Here is an 18,887-nt window from a genome sequence, read left to right on the forward strand (position 1 = left end):
AGCCCTGAAATTCGGGACGGAGCCTTCAATAACGGCGTATCGGTAGCCGAGAACATGATTCGAGACGCCACACGGTCGGCTGGGGGTGCGCCGTGAGCGCGCGTTCGCCGCGGACGGTCGTCGTGGACGACTCCAGATTTATGCGGGGGCTCATCGCGGACATTCTGGAGTCCGGGGGCGTAGAGGTCGTCGGGGAGGCGGGAGACGGGCGAGAGGCGCTGTCGGTCGTCGCCGACACCGACCCCGACGTGGTGACGATGGACGTCGAGATGCCCGAGATGGACGGCATCGAGGCGGTCGAGCGACTGATGGCAGACCACCCGACGCCGACGCTGATGCTGTCAGCGTACACCGCCGAGGGCGCAGAAGAGACGTTTGCGGCGCTGGACGCCGGCGCGGTCGACTTCTTCGCCAAGCCCGGCGGCGAGGTGTCGATGGGCGTCTCCCGGATGGAAGAACAGCTCGTCGAGACAGTGCGTTCGGTCGCGGAGGCGGACATCTCGACGACGGGGCGGAGTCGCCGAACCGAGGCGGCCGCCGCGGCGACGACTGCCGCCGGGAGTGCACCTCGTGGACGGTCGACGACGGCCATCGAACCGAACACGACGTTGGTCATCGGGTCGTCGACGGGCGGGCCGGACGCCGTCGAACGGGTCGTCTCGGCGCTCCCCGGCGACGCGGACCTCCGTGGCGTCGTCGTCCAGCACATGCCCGAGGCGTTCACCGGGCGGTTCGCGGAACGACTGGACGCGGCCTGCGACCTGTCGGTCGTCGAGGCCGAAGACGGAATGCGCCTCGGCAAAGGTGAACTCGCCGTCGCACGCGGCGGCCACCACCTCGAAATCGGGAGCGCACGCAACGGCCGCCTCCGCCTGAAGGTGTTCGACGAGGAGCGCGGCCAGGGCGTTCGCCCCTCGGTGAACGTCGCGATGGAGTCGGCCGCGGACGTGGTCGACGACCCGCTGATTGGGGTCGTCCTCACTGGGATGGGCGCCGACGGCAGCGACGGGGTACAGGCGCTCGCGCAGGCTGGCGGGCGCGTCCTGGCGCAAGACGAGGAGACGAGCGTCGTCTACGGGATGCCGAAACGCGCCGCGGAGACTGGCTGTGTCGACACGGTCCTGCCGTTGGACGATATTGCCGGCGGCATCACGGGTGAGACCGTATGAGTGAAGCACACATTCGGGCGTTCGTCCGCGAGTCAGAGGAGGGCATCACCGAACTCAACAACTCCCTGCTCGCGCTCGAATCCGACCCCGACGACCCCGAGGCGATGGACGCCATCTTCCGCACCGCCCACACGCTGAAGGGCAACGCCGCGGCGATGGGCTTCGGCGACTTCTCCGGCCTCGCGCACGCGATGGAGGACCTCCTCGACGAGGTTCGTGGCGGCGAGATGCAGGTGTCGGGCGCGTTGATGGACCGACTGTTCGAGGCGGTCGACCTCCTCGACGCGATGCTCGGCGAAATCGACGAGACGGGCGACACCACCGTCGACCCCACCGGGGTCGAGGACGACCTCCGAACGCTCGCAGAAGAGGGCGAGGGAGCACTCGAAGACGACGCCGGCGACGACGACGCGGCGGTCGACGAAGCCGCAGGGTCCACCGCAGACGCCGAGACCGAGACTGGTACTGGTGACGACGCGGCCGCTGGCGGCGACGCCATCGACTTCGATCACGGGCTCTCCCCCACCGGTGACGAAGGCGTCTACCGTGCTCGAACGGACCTCGGCGACGCGGAGATGCCTGGCATCGACGCGCTGTTCGTGTTGGAGGCCGCCGAGGAGGGCTTCGGCGACATCGCCTGCGACCCCGACCGCGAGACCATCGAGGACGGCGACTTCGAGGACACCTTCGACGTGTACGTCGCCGCCGACGCCGCCGACACCGTCGAGGCCGGGATGAGTGCAGTGAGCCAGGTGGAGTCGGTGACGGTCGACACCGTCGACCCGGCCTCGGACGACGAGGAGACGGCAACAGACGAGCGCGCAGAATCCCCGGCTGAAACTGAGGAGGGCGTCACCGACGCGACCGACGACGCGACCGCCGATTCCGACGAGGATGACGCCGCCGGCGGAGAATCTCCGGCTGGCGGCGCGGGCGGGTCGTCTACCTCCGACAGCATCTCCTCGGTCCGAGTCGACGTGGAGCAACTGGACGACCTGTACGGCCTCGTCGAGCAACTGGTCACGAGTCGGATCAAGCTCCGTCGCGAAATGGAGGAGGCGGGCATCGACTCAGACAATCTCGACGAACTCGACAAGATATCGACGAACCTGCAGGACACGGTGATGGATATGCGTCTCATCCCGTTGTCCGCGGTCGTCGACACGTTCCCCCGTCTCGTGCGCGACCTCGCGCGCGACCAGTCGAAGGAGGTCGACTTCGACATTGAGGGTCGTGACATCGAACTCGACCGCACCATCCTCACGGAGATTCGCGATCCGCTGGTTCACATCCTCCGCAACGCCGTCGACCACGGCATCGAGTCGCCTGACGAACGCGAAGCCGCGGACAAGCCTCGCACGGGCACCATCGAGTTGACCGCCGACCGCGAACGCGACCACGTCACCATCGTCGTCGAAGACGACGGCGGCGGCATCGAGGCCGACGCCCTCCGCGAGAAAGCCGTCGAAGAGGGCGTGAAGTCCCGCACGGAGGTGGAAGCGATGTCCGACGCTGAGGCACGGGAACTCGTGTTCCACCCCGGCTTCTCCACCAACGACGAGGTGACAGACGTCTCCGGGCGCGGCGTCGGGATGGACGTCGTGCGGACGACGGTGAAAGACCTCGACGGGAGCGTCTCGCTGGAGTCGACGCCCGGCGAGGGGACGCGCTTCGAGATCAAACTCCCCGTCACGGTCGCCATCGTCCGCGTGATGTTCATCGAAGTGAACGGCGTCGAGTACGGCGTTCCGATCAAGAACATCGCGGAGGTGAGCCGAGCGGGCGGCATCGACGTGGCCCACGGCGACGAGGTAGTGCGCCACGACGGCGACATCTACCCGGTCTTGCGACTCGGGGAGGTCCTCGACGACGCCGCAGGCAGCGGACCGAGCGGCGCCGTTGCGGACGGCGGCGAGGACTCGGTCACCCCCGACGACGTCGACACCGACGGGATGCTCCTGCGAATCCACGACGAGAAGCGGCCGGTCGCACTCCACTGTGACGACGTGCTCCATCAAGAGGAGGTCGTCGTGAAACCGCTGGAGGGTATCCTCTCGGGGATTCCGGGGCTGTCGGGGACTGCAGTCCTCGGCGACGGAGACGTGGTGAGCATCCTCGACGTGGAGACGCTCGGAGGACGGCGATGAGCCGTGCGAGTCGCCGTGGTGACGAGGACGACGACCTCCACCGCGTCATCGACTTCGTTGAAGACGAGGTACCGTTCGAACCGGGCTACTACAACGAGGCGTACCTCGGGCGGCGTATCGCCGCGCGGATGCAACGGCGCGACGCCGACGACCACGCCGAGTACCGCGACCTCCTCGAACGCGACGACGAGGAACGGAAGGCCCTGCTGGACGCGTTGACGGTCAACGTCACCGGCTTCTTCCGCGACCCGGATATGTGGGCAGACCTGCGCTCGGTGTTGCGCGACTTGTCGGCGGAGAACGGGCGCGCTGGCGTCGACGTGTGGAGCGCCCCCTGCGCGGACGGTCGAGAGCCGTACTCGCTGTCGATGCTGGCGGCCGACGACGACGAGGTGGACGAGCGACACGTCTCGATTACGGCCGTCGACATCAGCGAGGAGGCACTCGATGCCGCCCGCGCAGGCGTGTACGAGACGACGCGGACGACCGACATCGAGGAGGAACTCGCACCGCTGTCGGATCCGGAAGCGTACGTCGAACGCGAGGAGAACGTCTTTCGCGTCCGGCGGTCGGTCAAGTCGCGGGTGTCGTTCGAACCGTACGACCTCATCAGCGACGGGCCGAAGTCCGGGATGGATCTGGTGTTCTGCCGGAACCTCCTCATCTACATCGACAGCGAGTACAAGGAACCGCTGTTCGAGACGCTCCGGGACTCGCTGCGGTCCGGTGGCTACCTCGTCCTCGGGAAGACGGAGACGGTACCGCCGGGGATGCGCGACGAGTTCAAACCAGTCGAGAAACGCAGTCGGATCTACCGCTACACGGGATAATGTCGCTGTACACGCTCGCCCGCGACGGGAATATGGAGCAACTCACCGACACTGCCCGCAACAGCGACAGCGCGGCGGTGCGCCGGCGTGCCGCGGAGATGCTCGGCGACGTGGGCGACCCCGAAGACGACCGGACGATAGACGTCCTCATCCACCTCGCACGCGAGGACGACGACGACTCTGTGCGGGCGGCGGCGGTCGACGGCCTCGACGACCTCGGCGGCAACGGTCTCGAACGCCTCATCGCGAAAGAGACCGGAATCGACCCCAACGCCGCAGACTGGGCCGCGGCGCGGGCGTTCGCGAAGGTGCTCAACGGGGCGAGCATCCCCGAGTACCGGATGGCCGCCGCGAACGCACTGGGCCGGACGGGAGACTCCGACGCGGTCGGCCCCCTCGCCAAACGTCTCGACGACCCGGACCCGCGCGTCCGGGAGCGGGCGTGTCTCGCCCTCGGTCGCATCGGCGACGGGCGGGCGGTCGGCCGACTCCAGGCAAAACTCGACGACGACCACCCGGCGGTGAAAGCGGCGGCCGCAGACGCACTCGGCTCCATCGCGACGGGGAAGGCGCTGGCGGCGTTGCTCGACCTTCTCGACGACGAGAACGTGAGCCTGCGTCGGTTGGCGGCGTCTGCGCTCGGAAACGCGAGTTCCGCGAAACCGGTGCCGAAACTGGCGGGCGCACTGGAGGACGAACACGACACCGTGCGGCGAGCGGCGGTGTTCTCCATCATCGAACTGCTGGCGAACGCCCCGACGAAACAGAGCCACGCCGTGCGCGACGCCGTCATCTCCGAGTTGCAAGACGCCGACGACGAGACGGTGTTGGGACCGCTCGTGGAGATTCTCGAAGACGCGACACAGGCGCGCCAGCGCCGCAACGCGGTGTGGTTCCTCGGGCGCGTGACGAGCGCAGAACCGCCAGACCACGTGCTGGACGCACTCATCGACGCCCTCGACGACGACGACAAGATGACCGCGCAGTTCGCGGCGACGAGTCTCACGAACCTCGAAGGGCTACACGTGGAGTCGACGCTCATCGAGGTGCTGAAAGACGACGACGCGAGCGTGAACGCGCGGGCGAAGGCGGCGTACGCCCTCGGCGACGTGGGCGGCGACCGCGCGAAGGAGGCGCTGGATTCGATCACCGACAGCGACGTGGACAAGCAGGTCCGCAAGCGCGCGTTCGCGTCGCTGTCGAAACTTGGAGGTGTTAGACAGTGAGCAACAGTAGTCAACGAAACGGTAAGGGCGGCGGCGGCAAGCAAGGAGACGGCGACGAGGAGTACAAGGTCGCCGACACGCGCGGGAAGTTCGCGCAGGCGATGAAGGGCGGCCGGAAACTCAACGACGTCTCGTGGACGAACGGCCGGGTCGTCCTCTCAAACAAGCGGGTCGTCCTCGTGAGCAACGGCGGGAAACGGACTATCGCGCTGTCGTCTATCGACGGCATCGGCGGGCGCTACGACGCGAACCAGGAGATTCAGCGCGTCTCGAACTACGTCAGCCTCCGCATCGACGAGGACGTGTTCCTCATCGCCGCCGAAGAACACGAGGAGTTCCGCACGGACCTGTACCGCGCGTTCCTCGACCGCAAGGTGATCAAGGCTCGCCACCCCGCGATTCGGGGTGGCGTCGTCCAAGATACCGAGTGGGAGAAGGCCCGCGTGAAAGTGGAGGCGGACGGCATCTCTATCGCGCAGCAAAGCGGCGCGTTCGTTCGCCTCGAACTCGACGACATCGGCACGCTAGACGAGACTGAACGCACCGTGATGGGCGAGAAGTCGCCGGTCATCGAGGCCGAACACACCGACGACGAGGGGACGAGCGTCCAGACGTACCTCTCGGGGAAGCCGTGGCTCATCGCGGTGATGAAGTCGTACCTCGGCCAGGGCCACGACCGCAATCGCGGCGCGGTCGAACTCTCCGAGTCCGAGCGCGAGGTGTTGATGGCGCTGTACTCGGGCGTCTCCTCGTTCGAGGTGCCCAACTTCCTCGGGATGAGCGTCGACCGCGTCGAAGAGATTTTCCAGCGCCTCATCGAAGCGGAGGTGCTCGAAGAGGTGCGCACCCGCCGCGAAGTCGCGTTAGAGCCACGCGGACGCAACATCGCCAGCGAGGCGATGAACGAGCAGTAGACGGTCGCGCTCCCGTACAGAGTTCTACGGCATCCAGACCGACGAGCGTGAGCGCCGCCGACTCAGGTGTTGACCGACTCGATGCGCTGGCCGACGACGACGCGGCCCTTCGCGGTGAGGTTCGTCCCCTCGTCGGTGTCGACGAGAAGGCCCTCGTCGATGAGACCGTTCAACAGCATCGTGAGTCGCTGTGGCTCGATATCGACGACCTTCGCCAGCGAGACGCCCGGCCCGGCAGAGTACGCCGCGACGAGCACTTCGAGTTCGTCCTCGCTCGGGTCGATATCCTCGAGTTCCTCCTGTACGTCGGCGTAGCGCAGGCGGATGTACCGCCCGAGGATGTTGGTCAGACGCCCGGAGTTCATCCCGACCTGCGAGGTGACGGCCGTGCCGTCCTCGATGTGCCGGAACGAGATGACCGGATGCGTGCCGTTTCCGATGTCACGCTGGGCGCGTTCGACCGCGACGACGTTCCCGAGGTCGACGGTGAACGAGTCGCCGTCGCTCCGCTCGAACGTGAGGTGCCCTTGCGTCACGTCGAGTCGGGCGGGGTTCGTCTCGCTGTCGACGACGCGACCGCCGATCTTCGCGGGGTGGCGCGTCAGCGCCTTCGTCCCGTTGAGCAGGACTTTGAACAGCACCGTCGCGAAGCGGTCGATGTTGGTGTCGTTCCCCTCGATAGCGGCGACCGCCCGACTGTCGCCCGTCTTGTACGCGACCGTGACGGTGTCGTTGAAGTAGCCCGCCATCTCCTGTGGAACCTGCCCCACCTTCACGTCGAACACCTGCGACAGCGGGATGGTCTCTTTGTAGTCGTCCGCCGCGAGGACGAGTCGTCGCTGGCTGAGGATGATCCGGCCGCGCGGTGGCTCACCCTCGACGCCAGGCGCGAGGAACTGCCCGATGAAGTCCGCGACGACCGTCTCGCTCATAACCGTCGTCAGAGAGGCAAGTGACTTGACGGTTTCGCACCCATACTCAGCGATAAAAACCAGCGACGCCGTCGACTGGCGTCGAGTGCCTAACTACGCCTCGTTTTCGGACGAGGCGAGGCCGAGCAGTCGCTCGATTCGGTCCGCCTCGCTCATCCCGAGCGTTCCAGCGAACGACATCACGAGGACGTAGCCGACGGCGAAGGCGGGCACGACTTCCGAGACGACGGGATCCGGCGAGAGCGCCGCCAGCGCGGCGATGATGAGCGAGAACTCTCCCCGGGCGACGAGCGAGAGGCCCGTCCGAAGCGACCGGCGATTGGTGAGTCCGTACAGTCGCCCGGCGGCCGCGCCACTCGCGAGTTTGGCCGGCCCCGAGACGACGGCGGCGACAACGACGGGTACCGCGACGCTGGCGACGACAATCGGGTCCGTCCGCAGACCGATCCACGCGAAGAATATCGCGGCGACGGCGTCGCGAACCGGCGCGAGACGGTCTGCGACCCGGTCGTGTAGCGGCGTCGCGCCGACGCCGACGCCGACGAAGAAGCCCGCGACCGCTTCGCTGGCCCCGACCGACAGCGCCAGCCCCGAGACGACGAGTGCGACCGCGAGCGTTCGGATGACGAGGTCCTCGTCGCTCGTCCCGAGCATCGGCGCGAGTCGCGGCGCGAGGAACTGCGCGGCGACCGCCAGCGCCAACAGGAAGCCGAGTGCGACGCCAATGCGTGGCAGCGCGGAGGCGGGCGACCCGCCGCTGACGAGTGCGACCGCCAACGCGAGGTAGACGGCGACGACGAGGTCCTCGGCGACGAGGACGCCCAACACGGGTTCGGCTTCGGGGTTGGCGATCCAACCGAGGTCGACGAGCGACTTCGTGATGACCGCCGACGACGAGATGTAGACGATGCCGCCGACGAGGAACGCCCCGAGTGGCCCGAGGCCGAACAGGAAGCCGAGGGCGACACCGATGGGGAAGTTCACGAACAGGTCGACCCCCGCCGCCGCCGAGAGTTTCCGACGCGCGGCGACGAGGCGGTCGATGCTGAACTCCAGTCCCAGGAAGAACAACAGGAGGACGACTCCGACCTCCGCGAGCGTCGTCACTTCCGCGGGGTCGACCGCGGGGAGTCCGGCCCGCCCGGCGACGAACGGCCCGACGGCGACGCCGCCGAGGACGTACATCGGGACGCTCGGCAAACTCAGCCGACGGCCGAGAGCGCCCGCGACCGCCGCCGCAGACAGCACGACGCCTAACGAGAGCAGGCCGTGAAGCCCGCCCGTGACCGCACCTGACTCCGCGACCATCAGTCGGCGTCGTCGGCGTCGTCGGCGTCGATGAACGCCGTCTCGAACGCCTCGATCTCCTCGCGAGAGCCGATGACGACGACGGTGTCGCCGCCGTGGACGTCGTCGTCCGGCGCAGGGTTCGGCGTCACGTCCGGGCCGTGTTGCACCGCGATGATCGACGCGCCCGTTCGCTGGCGCACCTGTGCGTCCGCGATGGTCGCACCCGCTAGTTCCGAACCGGCGGGCACCTCGTACCACTCGATGATGGCGTCGCCGCCGAGGACCGTCTCGATGCTCCCGGTCGGAACTGGCTGGAAGTACGCGCCCTCGAGGATGGTGCCGACGGTGCGCGCGATGTCGTCAGACAGTTCGAACACCTTCTCGGCGTCGGCATCGGGCGACTCGCGGCGGAACACCTCGCGCTTGCCGGTGTTGTGCGTGACGACGACGAGTCGCTCGCCGCCATCCAACTCTATCTCGTGTTTCTTGCCGACGCCCGGAAGGTCGGACTCGTAGACGGTCATACGTTGACGAGTGATATCGGGGTCGAGAGTTAAGTACGGCGACGAGCGCACGACGGCGACCGAGCGGTGACGATGGACTGCGCGACGACGACTGGGCGACGACGACCAGCACTGTCGCCGGTGACGAACGACTTACCCACCACCCGGCCACACTGTCGCGTATGAGTCACGGTCACTTCCCGGAGTTCGAAGTCGTCCCCGCAGTCGACATGCAGGAGGGTGAGGTCGTCCAGTTGGTGCAGGGGGAACGCGGCACCGCCACCCGCTACGGCGACCCTGTCGAGGCGGCCCAGCGGTGGGTCGACGCCGGCGCGGAGACGCTCCACCTCGTCGACTTAGACGGCGCGTTCGAAGGCGAGCGAGCGAACGCCGCCGCCGTCGACGCCGTCCTCGACGCGGTGGACGTACCCGTCCAACTCGGGGGCGGCATCCGCACCGCTGCGGACGCTATCGACCTCCTCGACCGCGGCGTCGACCGCGTCATCCTCGGCACCGCCGCCGTCGAGAACCCCGACATCGTCGCGGAGATAAGCGAGGAACACCCCGGAAGCGTGATGGTGAGTCTCGACGCCAAAGACGGCGAAGTCGTCGTCTCGGGATGGACCGAAGGGACCGGCATCGACCCCGCTGAGGCCGCCGGGCGCTACGAGGAGTTGGGTGCAGGCGCGGTTCTGTTCACCGACGTCGACGTGGAGGGGCAGATGGAAGGCGTGAATCGCGGGACGGTCGAACGCGTCGTCAACGCTGTCGATATCCCGGTGGTCGCCTCCGGCGGCGTCGCCTCGCTGGAGGACATCCGCGTGCTTCGAGATGCGGGCGCGGCGGCGGTCGTCGTCGGCACCGCGCTGTACGAGGGGACGTTCACGCTGGCTGAGGCGCAGTCCGTCTGAGTCGGGCGGGGCGAACGCGCCCGGTGAGCCGGAACGGTCTTGCCCGGTCGTCCCGACGCCTCGCGCATGAGCGAGCGAACTGCGGCCGTCACGCGTGAGACGGCCGAGACGGACATCGATCTCACCCTTGCTATCGACGGCGACGGCGACGGCGAGGTGGAGACGGGCGTGGGCTTCTTCGACCACATGCTGACCGCCTTCGCGAAACACGGCCTGTTCGACCTGACCGTTCGCTGTGACGGCGACACCCACATCGACGACCACCACACTGTCGAGGACGTGGGCATCGCACTCGGCGAGGCGTTCGCGGAGGCGTTGGGCGACAAGCGCGGCATCCACCGCTACGCCGACCGACGAGTGCCGCTGGACGAGGCAGTCGCGGGCGTCGTCGTGGACGTGAGCGGGCGACCGTACTTCGAGTTCGTCGGCGAGTTCTCACAGGACACCGTCGGCGAGATGACCAGCGATATGGCGCGGCACTTCGCGTACTCGCTGGCGATGAACGCGGGGCTCACCCTGCACACAGAGGTCGAACGCGGCGTCAACGCCCACCACGAAGTGGAGGCGCTGTTCAAGGCACTCGCGCGAGCGATGGACGACGCGACTCGCCTCGACGAACGCCGCAGCGACACGCCGAGTACGAAAGGCGACCTGTAGCGTCGCACCGACGGCGCCGACTCAGCCCTTCACTAACTGTCCGTCTTCATCCGCGAGAATCCCGCGCTCCACTGCGTAGTCGAATATCTCGTCGACCTCGTCGTCTTCCAGATCGTACGCACCCGCCGCGAACTCCGCCACCTCCGCGCGGTCGACGGGGAACTCGCGGTTGTTGAGGAAGCGCATCACTTTCCGGAAGTGCTGTGGTTCCTCGCGGGCAGTCGTCGAAGACGCCTGCGCCGCCTGCTGTTCGTCGGCGACAGCGTCCTCGTCGTTCGAGGCGGTCGCCTCCGCGCCGTCCGTCGACTCCGTCGGGGCGTCTGGTGCGCTCGCATCAGGGCGCTCGTGGCCGGCGGCATCGGCGGTCAAGGTCGGGTCCGCGTGTTCCGCCGTCGACTCGTGTTCGTCCGCCCCGTCGTCGCTCGCGGGCGGGACACCGTGCCCGGCGGCGTTGGACGCGAACGACGGTTCGACCGGTGTTCCTACGCCGAGACGGTCGAACAGCGGTGAGAGGACGCCGTCGAGCGTCTCTCGGCAGTTCTCACACAGCACCACGCGTACCTGTTCGTCCGAAGTCGGGTCCAGTTCGGCGGGAACGACCTCGTAGGCTCCCGTGGCTCCCCCACCACAGAAATCGCAGTCGAGTTCGCGCATAGTCGGGCGGTCGGCGGGCGGCGACAAGGATGTTTGGGGCGTGGTCGAACGAACGTGAGACCACGAACCGATCGGTGAGCAAAGCGAGCCGCGAGGCGGGCGAGGCTGACCGAAGGGAAGCCCCGATGTGAGCGGGGAGGCACGACCCGCGAGCGGCGTGGTCGAACGAACGTGAGACCACAAACCGAACGGTGAGCGAAGCGAGACCGCGGAGCAGAACGGTGAACGGAGTGAAGAGCACCGACCTACCAGCGCCAACGGATCGCACGACACCGAACAGTTATGCCCGCACGTAGGCGACGATGCACACAGATGTTCGACGAGATTATGGGGAAGTTCGAGGGGTCGCCGGGCCAACAGGCCGTCGTCCGACTCCTCCTCGCCCGCGGCTTCTCCGTGAACGAGGAGGGCCGCGTCGTCTCCGGCGGCATCGAGATTCCCGACACGGGCATCGCTCGCGAGGCCGGCGTCGACCGCCGGGTCGTCGACGCGACGACGACCGCCATCCGTGAGGACGAGGAGTTGCGCCGCATCTTCGCAAACATCACTTCCGTTCCGAGTCTGATGGATCTGGCTCCGGTCCTCGATCTGACCGTGTTGACCGTCGAAGTTGGCGACCCCGACGCCTCTGGCATCGTCGCCGACATCACTGGACTGCTCGCCGACGCCGACCTCTCGCTGCGGCAGGTGTTGTCGGACGACCCCGAGTTCGCCGACGAACCGAAACTCTATCTGATCACCGACGAACCGCTTCCGGGCGACCTCCTCGTGTCGATTCGGGAGTTGCCGTACGTGCGCAGCGTCGAGTTCTGACGAGCACTGCGAGGACGGTGACCGCCGAACCGACGCCGCTTTGCCCCTGAATCACCGAGGCGCTACTATGGACGACCGAACCGCGAGCATCCTCCGAGTCGTCGCCGTGCAGGCGGCGCTCGTCTCCGCGGCGATTCACCTGGTCGAAGGACTCCCACGACTGTTCGTCTACCTCCCGATACTGTCGTTCCGGGACCCGCGACCCTACCTGTTCGTCCCGTCGGCGCTGCTATTGGTCGGTCTCGCGGCCGTTATCGTCCGCGGCCGCAGGCATCGACGCCTCTACTCGCTGAGCGCCGGCGTCCTCCTCGCGTACACCGTCGGCTACGCCTGGTGGCACCTCACCGACCACGGCGGACTCCTCCCCGCACACGAGGTGACCGACCCCGTCGGTGAGGTGGTCGCCCACCTCGTGTCCGACCCGGTTGCACTCATCGCGTTCGCTGCCCAACTGCTCGGCGCGGCAGTGTTCCTCGTGCTGTTCGTCGCGGACCCGACGCCGCCGGAGTCCCGACGTGACGCGAACGCGGTCGCCGCGAGCGACGACGGTCGCTCGGCCGCCGACGAGTAACCATTTCAGGCGCGGGTCAAACCGACCACTATGGCGACCCCAGAACCGTACCGCACCGTCGCCGGTCGCGCGTCCGCCGAGTTCACCGTGCAGGGGTCGCGCTTCATCGGTCACCTCGCGCCCGCCGACACCGTCGCCGACGCGGAGGCGTTCGTCGACGAAGTGTGTGCCGAGTACGACGACGCCACGCACAACGTCCCCGCGTATCGTGTCCCTGCGGGTGACTCACCTTCGCGGGCACCTGGTGAGGCGATGCTTCGCGAGTATTCGAGCGACGACGGCGAACCGACTGGGTCGGCCGGAAAACCGGCGCTGAACGTCCTCGAACAGCAGGAGGTCAGGAACGTCGTCGCGGTCGTCACTCGCTACTACGGCGGGACGAATCTCGGCGTCGGCGGCCTCGCGCGAGCGTACTCCCGAGCGGTGAAGGAGGGCCTCGACGCCGCCGGCGTCGTCGAAGAAGAACCACACGAACGGGTCGCGCTCACCGCGACGTACGACGACTCCGGCACTGTCCGGGGTATCCTCGAATCGACCGGCGTCGAGTTCGAGGCCGACTACGACGCCGACGTGACCTTCGAGGCACGCGTCCCCGTCGCGGACGCGGACGGACTTCGCGACCGCCTGCGTTCGGCCACGAGCGGCCGCGTCGACATCGAGTGAGCGGGAGGCCGAAAACGACGAGTGCTCGTGAAGTCGGCCCGGCGTTCCGGGTTCCGAACGTACTTGCCGCCCGACTCCAAGGCCGGAGTATGGACCACATTCAGGCGAGCGACTTCCACGACCTTGCTAAGCCGAGCGACCCCCGCGTCGCCCCGGACGGCGACCACGTCGCGTTCGTCCGAAGCGAACCCGACGAGGACGACGCCTACGAATCGACGGTGTACGTCGCGCCGACCGACGGCGACGACGACGCGCGACGACTGACGCTCGAAGAGGGGAGCGACGCAGAGCCCCGCTTCTCGCCGTCGGGTGACCGACTGGCGTTCACCTCCACGCGCGGGAAAGACGACGACACCCAGCAACTGTGGCTGCTCCCTCTCGACGGCGTCGGCGGCGAGGCCGAGCAAGTTACCGACGTGGTCGGCGGCGTCAACGCTATCACCTGGAGCCCCGACGGCTCTCGGATCGCGTTCGCCCAGTCGGTCACCGCAGAGGACCAAGAGGAAGACCGTGACCTCGAAGTACCCGAGGAGTACGAACCCGAAGACCCAGATCCGCGCGTCATCGACCGGACGGTGTACCGCACCGGGACGAAGTACTTCGACGGGAAGCGCTCGCAGGTGTACGTCCTCGACGTCGAGAGCGGCGACCTCACCCGCGTCACCGACGGTGACCACGACCACGCTGCGCCGACGTGGGGCGACGACGAGACGCTCTACTTCACGGCGAAGAAGGTGGGCGACGACCCGGACGACGACTATCGCTTCGACATCGTCGCCTACGACACCGACTCGGGCGACACCGAAGACATCCACCGCACCTCCGGGTGGGGTGCGTCGCTGGCGGTCACCGAAGACCACCGCATCGCGTACACCTACACCGACGAGGAGCAGGCGAGCATCCAACAGACGGAACTGCACGTGTACGACCGCGCGGCCGACGAGACGTTCGACCTCACCGCGAGTCTCGACCGGACGCTCGGCTACGAGGCCGCGCCGCAGTGGGGCCCCGACGAGGAACGCGTCTTCTTCGCGACGCCCGACGAAGGCGCGACCAGCCTCTGGTCGGCACCGGGCGACGCCAGCACCGAACCGGAGCGCGAGTACCGCGGCGGATCCGTCAACGGCGCGCACGTCGCTGACGACATCATCGCGGTGACGAAATCGGAGTGGGACCACCCCGGCGACCTGTTCGTCCTCGATGGCTCGGAGGAGCGCCGGCTCACCCGCCTGAACGAGGCGTACCTCGACTCGGTCGAGGTCCGAGAGCCGGAGCCGCTGGCGTTCGAGTCCGAACAGGGCCCCGTCGAAGGGTGGGTGCTCACGCCGCCGGAGTTCGACGAAAACGAGACGTACCCGTTGGCGGTCGAAGTCCACGGTGGCCCGCACGCGATGTGGACGACCAGCGGGACGATGTGGCACGAGTTCCAGACGCTCGCCGCCCGCGGCTACGTCGTCTTCTGGTCGAACCCGCGCGGGTCGACCGGCTTCGGCGAGGAGTTCATGCAGGCCATCGAACGCAACTGGGGCGACGTGACGCTGACCGACGTGATGGCCGGCGTCGAGGAGGTCGCGAGCAGAGAGTACGTCGATGAGACGAACGCCTTCCTCACCGGTGGCTCATTCGGCGGCTACATGACCTCGTGGGCGGTCGGGCAGACCGACTACTTCCGCGGGGCCGTCTCCCAGCGCGGCGTCTACGACTTCACGGGCTTCTACGGGTCGACCGACGGCGCGTACAAACTCGTCGAGGGTGACTACGACACGACGCCGTGGGAGGAACCGGAGTTCCTCTGGGAGCACTCACCGGTCGCACACGCCGAGAACGTGGAGACGCCGACGCTCGTGTTGCACTCGGATCGTGACTACCGGACGCCGGACAACACGGCGGAACTGTACCACCGCATCCTGCGCAAACACGGCGTGGACACGCGGCTGGTTCGATACCCGCGCGAGGGACACGAACTGTCGCGCTCGGGCGAACCCGCGCACATCGTCGACCGCATCGAGCGCATCGTGCGCTGGTTCGACGGCTACTCCGAGCACCACGACGCCGAACGAGCGCTCGACCGCCCGGACGACGACGGCCTGAGCGCGGGCGAAGACGACGAAGAAGACGAGGAGTAACCGCCGAGCGGCTTTTCCACCGGCGCTTTGTAGAATAGGGTATGAGTGACGAGTCCGCCGACTGTGCGTACTGTGGCTGTGACGTGACCGTCCACGACCCAGTGTACGTCCGCGAGGGCGACGCGCGCGACGAGACGCCGTTCTGCAACTACGGCTGTCTAGCCGCTCACGTCGAGGAGGAAGGGCTCGCAGTCGGGACGACGTGTTCGGTCGACCTGTGAACGTCAGTCGACGATGATGTCGTTCTCGTCGTCGACCTGAACGCCCGACGACGACTGCATCTCTCGTTCGTACCGCTCGATCCAGTCGGCGAAACAGCCGGGACAGAGTCGTTGCTCGTCGACGGTCGAACGGTCCACGGACAGTTTAACCGTCCGCGAGAGCGCGTCCTCCACCGACGACCCGCACGCGTCACAGGAGTCAGCCATACCCACGGCTGGGCGAGCCAACGGTTTAGTCGTTGCTTCGACGGTGGGGACGGCGCGGACAGCGGAGACGGCGGAGCGATGGCGAACAGGCGGCGACGCGATACCGTACCGGGTGTGCCGCACACCCGCGACCCCGGCACGGCCGTACTCAGGTCACGGGAGGAGTGCCCCCGGCTTCGCTGATGAACGTTCGCAGCGAGTCAGTGCCAGAGCGTCGGGCCCTCGACCGACTCCTCGCTCGCCGTGCGCCACTCGTGGGTGGGCGTCCAGTCGAACAGGGCCGCGGCCTTCGTCGTCGACAACGCGGACTCCTCGCCGTCGAGGTCGCAGTCGGCGGGCAGTTCACCGAAGTGTTCCTCGACAGCCTCGGCGGTCGGGCGGTCGAGGTAGTTGTCGGCGGCGGCGGCGTGGACCGCCTCGTGGCCCTCGGGCGGAGCCTCGACCGCGCGAGCGACGAGACCGGCCACGTCGCGCACGTCGACGTACGACCAGCAGTTGCCCGCGCCGTCTGCCGGCGAGTCGAGGCCGAGACAGGCGTACTCGCCGGGGTACTGGATCCACGAGGGTCGGACCGACGTGACAGAGACGCCGTGGCGTCGGTGGACCATCTCGGCAACCTCCTCCGCGACGACCTTCCCGGTGCCGTAGGGGTCCTCGGGTCGCATCGGGTGGTCCTCGGTGATCGGGAGTTCATCGGGGAGCGGCGTCTTCTCGGCGAACGCGAGGCCGTAGGCGCTCTCGCTGGAGGCCTGCACCACGGTCGCGTCGGCGCGACCGGCGGCGACGAGGACGTTGTACGCGCCGGCGACGTTGTCGTGGAACACCTTGCTCCCGGCGTGACGGGTCGGCGACGGATACGACCCCCAGTGGACGACAGCGTCGGGGTCGATACTGCCGATCAGATCGAACGTCTCACCCGCGTCGGTCAGGTCGACTGCGCGGAAGTCGACGCCGGCGGCGGGGTCAACTTCGTAGCCAGGGTGGTCCAGATCACAGCAGACCACGTCGTACTCGGGGGCGAGGCGGTCGACGATCCAGCGACCAGAGCGGCCGAGGCCGCCGGTGACGAGAACAGTGTCGCTCACGGTGGTCAGTCGGACCGCGGTGACAAAAACGGGAGGGAGGTGTGTCGGCCGTGCGGGACCGGGCCGTCGAACGACTTACGAGATCTTGTCGTACTGGTCGGCGAGTTTCTCGGCCGCGTCGTCCATCAGGTCGGCCTCGTAGTCGTCGAGGTCCCACTCGACGACCTCTTCGACGCCGTCGGAGCCGAGTTTGACTGGGACGCCGAAGGCGGTGTCCTCGTGACCGAACTCACCTTCGAGCGCGATCGAGCCGGGGAGCACCTCGCCGGTGTCGCGGACGACGGCCTCGACCATATGGGCGACGCCCGTGGCGGGGCCCCACTCGGTCGCGCCCTTGCGCGAGATGACGTCCATCGCAGACTCCTGCAGGTCGCCGAGGATCTCCTCTTTCTCGTCGGCGGTGAACTCGGGGTCAGCGCCGTCGACACGGACCTTCGAGAAGACGGGCACCTGCGCGTCGCCGTGTTCGCCGAGGATCGTTGCCTCGACGTTCTGGACGGGTGCGTCGAAGCGCTCGGAGAGCACGTAGCGGAAGCGGGCGGAGTCGAGACGGCCGCCGAAGCCGATCACCTTCTCGCGGGCACGCTCGCCGCTCTCGTACAGGTGGCGGTTGAGCAGGTCGACCGGGTTCGACGTGGTGATCGACACGAAGTCGTCGTTGTACTCGCGCAGCGACTCGCCGATGTCCTCCATAATCGGCGCGTTGTCGCCGGCCAGGTCGATCCGCGTTTGTCCCTCCTTCCGGGGGATGCCCGCGGTGATGACGACGACGTCGGAGCCCTCGGTGGCCTCGTAGCCGCCCTGTCGGACACGCGTGTTGGAGTCGTACGCGATGCCGTGATTGGTGTCGGCCGCCTGGCCGATGGTCGTCTCTTCCATGTCCGGGATGTCGACGAACACGAGTTCGTCTGCGATGTCCCGGAGCGCGATGTTGTAGCCGGCCGCGGCTCCGACGGTTCCCGCCGCGCCGATCACGCTGACTTTCGTCATACCACGTAAACCGCCGGCCGAATCGCCGGTAAACGTTTCGAATGGCGCGATTCCGGGTGCCGAACGACGAACCGCGGTTCGACTATCGTCGAACGCTCGTGGCGGACTGTCCGTATTCGTGGCGCGAAAGCCAACGGGATTATGAGCGGTCGCGCGGCAACGTTCGACAACGATGGCTATCGAGAACCGGGGCGACGCCCACCTCATCACGCACGCGCTGGCGAAAGACACCCTCTCGCGCCTGCGCGACGTCGAGACGGAGCAGGTCGCCTTCCGAAAAGGACTGGTCAAACTCGGTCGCATCTGCGGCTACGAGATCATCGACGGCGCGATGGAGACGGAGTTCGTCTCCATCGAGACGCCGCTCGCGGAGACGACCGGCGAGCGCGTGAAGGGGCTCGACAACGTCGTGATCATCAACGTCCTTCGGGCGGCGACGCCGTTCGTCGAGGGGCTGTTGAAGGCGTTCCCACGCGCGAAGCAGGGCGTCATCTCCGCCGGTCGCAACGAGGAGGCGGGGATGGGCGACGACGGCACCTTCCCAATCCAGATCGACTACACGAAACTGCCCGACATCAGCGCCGACGACACCGTCATCGTCGCCGACCCGATGCTCGCGACCGGGTCGACGATGTGTGCGGTGCTCGAACACGTCCTCGCGAACAACCCCCAACCGGAGGATCTGTTCGTTCTCTCTGCGGTGTCCGCGCCGGACGGTCTCACACGCGTCGCCGAGGAGGCACCCGAAGCCGACCTCCTCACCGTCGCTATCGACGACGAACTGAACGAGGAGGGATTCATCGTCCCCGGTCTCGGTGACGCTGGCGACCGCGCGTTCCGGACGAAGTAGCCGACGAGCGTTCGCGAATCCTTTTGTCCGAAGCCGGGACCACCGCCGCCGTGACGTAGCGACGGCCGTCGGGGGCCACGGCGGGTGTGCGGTCTCCCCTCGACGAAACCGACCGGCCGCGACCGCCT

The 18,887-nt window shown here is 67.5% G+C and carries 20 protein-coding genes; 13 read left to right on the forward strand and 7 right to left on the reverse strand.

Features of this window, described 5'->3' with window-relative positions; genetic code table 11:
- The first annotated feature begins 92 nt into the window (after positions 1-92).
- Genes cheB through P0D77_RS01995 form a run of 5 tightly spaced genes read left to right on the forward strand, consistent with a single transcriptional unit; the run spans position 93 to position 6,286 of the window.
- On the forward strand, positions 93-1,169 hold the full coding sequence (gene cheB / locus P0D77_RS01975) for a chemotaxis-specific protein-glutamate methyltransferase CheB (protein ID WP_277554476.1): 1,077 nt from the start codon (positions 93-95) through the stop codon (positions 1,167-1,169).
- Entirely contained in the window at positions 1,166-3,316 is a 2,151-nt protein-coding gene (locus tag P0D77_RS01980; RefSeq protein ID WP_277554477.1) for a chemotaxis protein CheA, read from the forward strand. Before cheB ends, P0D77_RS01980 begins: the two co-directional genes overlap by 4 nt.
- Positions 3,313-4,146, forward strand: coding sequence for a CheR family methyltransferase (locus P0D77_RS01985; protein ID WP_277554478.1), 834 nt, complete (start codon positions 3,313-3,315; stop codon positions 4,144-4,146). The genes P0D77_RS01980 and P0D77_RS01985 overlap by 4 nt, the downstream gene beginning before the upstream one ends.
- Positions 4,146-5,372, forward strand: coding sequence for a HEAT repeat domain-containing protein (locus tag P0D77_RS01990; RefSeq protein ID WP_277554479.1), 1,227 nt, complete (start codon positions 4,146-4,148; stop codon positions 5,370-5,372). The genes P0D77_RS01985 and P0D77_RS01990 overlap by 1 nt, the downstream gene beginning before the upstream one ends.
- Entirely contained in the window at positions 5,369-6,286 is a 918-nt protein-coding gene (locus tag P0D77_RS01995) for a CheF family chemotaxis protein (protein ID WP_277554480.1), read from the forward strand. Before P0D77_RS01990 ends, P0D77_RS01995 begins: the two co-directional genes overlap by 4 nt.
- A gap of 62 nt (positions 6,287-6,348) precedes the next feature.
- On the opposite strand, the gene P0D77_RS02000 is transcribed toward P0D77_RS01995, so the two are convergent.
- The 3 genes from P0D77_RS02000 to P0D77_RS02010 all read right to left on the reverse strand — a co-directional run bounded on the left by P0D77_RS02000 (position 6,349) and on the right by P0D77_RS02010 (position 9,032).
- Entirely contained in the window at positions 6,349-7,218 is an 870-nt protein-coding gene (locus tag P0D77_RS02000; RefSeq protein ID WP_277554481.1) for a CheF family chemotaxis protein, read from the reverse strand.
- Between the two features lie 93 nt (positions 7,219-7,311).
- Positions 7,312-8,526 carry a cation:proton antiporter gene (locus P0D77_RS02005; protein ID WP_277554482.1) on the reverse strand — a complete coding sequence of 405 codons (1,215 nt, stop codon included), beginning with the start codon at positions 8,524-8,526 and terminating at the stop codon, positions 7,312-7,314.
- Positions 8,526-9,032, reverse strand: coding sequence for a cation:proton antiporter regulatory subunit (locus P0D77_RS02010; RefSeq protein ID WP_277554483.1), 507 nt, complete (start codon positions 9,030-9,032; stop codon positions 8,526-8,528). The genes P0D77_RS02005 and P0D77_RS02010 overlap by 1 nt, the downstream gene beginning before the upstream one ends.
- A 161-nt stretch (positions 9,033-9,193) precedes the next feature.
- On the opposite strand from P0D77_RS02010, the gene hisA reads away from it, so the two are divergent.
- Together hisA and hisB are read left to right on the forward strand one after the other, a co-directional pair.
- Positions 9,194-9,922, forward strand: a complete 729-nt coding sequence (hisA, locus tag P0D77_RS02015) for a 1-(5-phosphoribosyl)-5-[(5-phosphoribosylamino)methylideneamino]imidazole-4-carboxamide isomerase (protein ID WP_277554484.1) — start codon at positions 9,194-9,196, stop codon at positions 9,920-9,922.
- A 66-nt stretch (positions 9,923-9,988) separates the two neighbouring features.
- On the forward strand, positions 9,989-10,579 hold the full coding sequence (hisB, locus tag P0D77_RS02020; RefSeq protein ID WP_277554485.1) for an imidazoleglycerol-phosphate dehydratase HisB: 591 nt from the start codon (positions 9,989-9,991) through the stop codon (positions 10,577-10,579).
- A gap of 21 nt (positions 10,580-10,600) precedes the next feature.
- On the opposite strand, the gene P0D77_RS02025 is transcribed toward hisB, so the two are convergent.
- On the reverse strand, positions 10,601-11,233 hold the full coding sequence (locus P0D77_RS02025) for a DUF8528 domain-containing protein (RefSeq protein ID WP_277554486.1): 633 nt from the start codon (positions 11,231-11,233) through the stop codon (positions 10,601-10,603).
- Positions 11,234-11,545: 312 nt separating this feature from the next.
- Between P0D77_RS02025 and trpY the strand changes: the two genes are divergently transcribed.
- The 5 genes from trpY to P0D77_RS02050 all read left to right on the forward strand — a co-directional run bounded on the left by trpY (position 11,546) and on the right by P0D77_RS02050 (position 15,627).
- The gene (gene trpY / locus P0D77_RS02030; protein ID WP_277554487.1) at positions 11,546-12,046 is read left to right on the forward strand and encodes a TrpY family transcription regulator; all 501 of its coding nucleotides are present in this window, start codon (positions 11,546-11,548) and stop codon (positions 12,044-12,046) included.
- Between the two features lie 67 nt (positions 12,047-12,113).
- On the forward strand, positions 12,114-12,617 hold the full coding sequence (locus P0D77_RS02035) for a hypothetical protein (RefSeq protein WP_277554488.1): 504 nt from the start codon (positions 12,114-12,116) through the stop codon (positions 12,615-12,617).
- Positions 12,618-12,647: 30 nt separating this feature from the next.
- The gene (locus P0D77_RS02040; RefSeq protein ID WP_277554489.1) at positions 12,648-13,280 is read left to right on the forward strand and encodes an IMPACT family protein; all 633 of its coding nucleotides are present in this window, start codon (positions 12,648-12,650) and stop codon (positions 13,278-13,280) included.
- An 89-nt stretch (positions 13,281-13,369) separates the two neighbouring features.
- The gene (locus tag P0D77_RS02045; protein WP_277554490.1) at positions 13,370-15,406 is read left to right on the forward strand and encodes a S9 family peptidase; all 2,037 of its coding nucleotides are present in this window, start codon (positions 13,370-13,372) and stop codon (positions 15,404-15,406) included.
- A 41-nt stretch (positions 15,407-15,447) separates the two neighbouring features.
- The gene (locus P0D77_RS02050; protein ID WP_277554491.1) at positions 15,448-15,627 is read left to right on the forward strand and encodes a hypothetical protein; all 180 of its coding nucleotides are present in this window, start codon (positions 15,448-15,450) and stop codon (positions 15,625-15,627) included.
- A 3-nt stretch (positions 15,628-15,630) separates the two neighbouring features.
- Here P0D77_RS02050 and P0D77_RS02055 read toward each other — a convergent pair whose 3' ends face one another.
- The 3 genes from P0D77_RS02055 to mdh all read right to left on the reverse strand — a co-directional run bounded on the left by P0D77_RS02055 (position 15,631) and on the right by mdh (position 17,909).
- Entirely contained in the window at positions 15,631-15,834 is a 204-nt protein-coding gene (locus P0D77_RS02055) for a DUF7569 family protein (RefSeq protein ID WP_277554492.1), read from the reverse strand.
- 200 nt (positions 15,835-16,034) lie between these two features.
- Positions 16,035-16,919 carry an NAD-dependent epimerase/dehydratase family protein gene (locus tag P0D77_RS02060; RefSeq protein ID WP_277554493.1) on the reverse strand — a complete coding sequence of 295 codons (885 nt, stop codon included), beginning with the start codon at positions 16,917-16,919 and terminating at the stop codon, positions 16,035-16,037.
- A 75-nt stretch (positions 16,920-16,994) separates the two neighbouring features.
- Complete coding sequence (gene mdh / locus P0D77_RS02065) at positions 16,995-17,909, reverse strand: malate dehydrogenase (protein WP_277554494.1); 915 nt, start codon at positions 17,907-17,909, stop codon at positions 16,995-16,997.
- A 172-nt stretch (positions 17,910-18,081) separates the two neighbouring features.
- On the opposite strand from mdh, the gene upp reads away from it, so the two are divergent.
- Positions 18,082-18,759 carry a uracil phosphoribosyltransferase gene (gene upp, locus P0D77_RS02070; RefSeq protein ID WP_277554495.1) on the forward strand — a complete coding sequence of 226 codons (678 nt, stop codon included), beginning with the start codon at positions 18,082-18,084 and terminating at the stop codon, positions 18,757-18,759.
- Positions 18,760-18,887 lie beyond the last annotated feature (128 nt).

This window comes from Halobaculum limi (assembly GCF_029490015.1).
In the GTDB taxonomy this organism is placed as follows: Archaea; Halobacteriota; Halobacteria; order Halobacteriales; family Haloferacaceae; genus Halobaculum; species Halobaculum limi.

Coding starts and splice junctions, on each gene's coding strand:
- P0D77_RS01990 (WP_277554479.1), top strand. CDS start 4,146: ATGTCGCTGTACACGCTCGCCCGCGACGGGAATATGGAGCAACTCACC.
- hisB (WP_277554485.1), top strand. CDS start 9,989: ATGAGCGAGCGAACTGCGGCCGTCACGCGTGAGACGGCCGAGACGGAC.
- P0D77_RS01985 (WP_277554478.1), top strand. CDS start 3,313: ATGAGCCGTGCGAGTCGCCGTGGTGACGAGGACGACGACCTCCACCGC.
- P0D77_RS02055 (WP_277554492.1), bottom strand. CDS start 15,834: ATGGCTGACTCCTGTGACGCGTGCGGGTCGTCGGTGGAGGACGCGCTC.
- P0D77_RS02025 (WP_277554486.1), bottom strand. CDS start 11,233: ATGCGCGAACTCGACTGCGATTTCTGTGGTGGGGGAGCCACGGGAGCC.
- trpY (WP_277554487.1), top strand. CDS start 11,546: ATGTTCGACGAGATTATGGGGAAGTTCGAGGGGTCGCCGGGCCAACAG.
- mdh (WP_277554494.1), bottom strand. CDS start 17,909: ATGACGAAAGTCAGCGTGATCGGCGCGGCGGGAACCGTCGGAGCCGCG.
- P0D77_RS02005 (WP_277554482.1), bottom strand. CDS start 8,526: ATGGTCGCGGAGTCAGGTGCGGTCACGGGCGGGCTTCACGGCCTGCTC.
- P0D77_RS02050 (WP_277554491.1), top strand. CDS start 15,448: ATGAGTGACGAGTCCGCCGACTGTGCGTACTGTGGCTGTGACGTGACC.
- hisA (WP_277554484.1), top strand. CDS start 9,194: ATGAGTCACGGTCACTTCCCGGAGTTCGAAGTCGTCCCCGCAGTCGAC.
- P0D77_RS02010 (WP_277554483.1), bottom strand. CDS start 9,032: ATGACCGTCTACGAGTCCGACCTTCCGGGCGTCGGCAAGAAACACGAG.
- P0D77_RS02000 (WP_277554481.1), bottom strand. CDS start 7,218: ATGAGCGAGACGGTCGTCGCGGACTTCATCGGGCAGTTCCTCGCGCCT.
- P0D77_RS01980 (WP_277554477.1), top strand. CDS start 1,166: ATGAGTGAAGCACACATTCGGGCGTTCGTCCGCGAGTCAGAGGAGGGC.
- P0D77_RS02035 (WP_277554488.1), top strand. CDS start 12,114: ATGGACGACCGAACCGCGAGCATCCTCCGAGTCGTCGCCGTGCAGGCG.
- P0D77_RS02040 (WP_277554489.1), top strand. CDS start 12,648: ATGGCGACCCCAGAACCGTACCGCACCGTCGCCGGTCGCGCGTCCGCC.
- upp (WP_277554495.1), top strand. CDS start 18,082: ATGGCTATCGAGAACCGGGGCGACGCCCACCTCATCACGCACGCGCTG.
- P0D77_RS02045 (WP_277554490.1), top strand. CDS start 13,370: ATGGACCACATTCAGGCGAGCGACTTCCACGACCTTGCTAAGCCGAGC.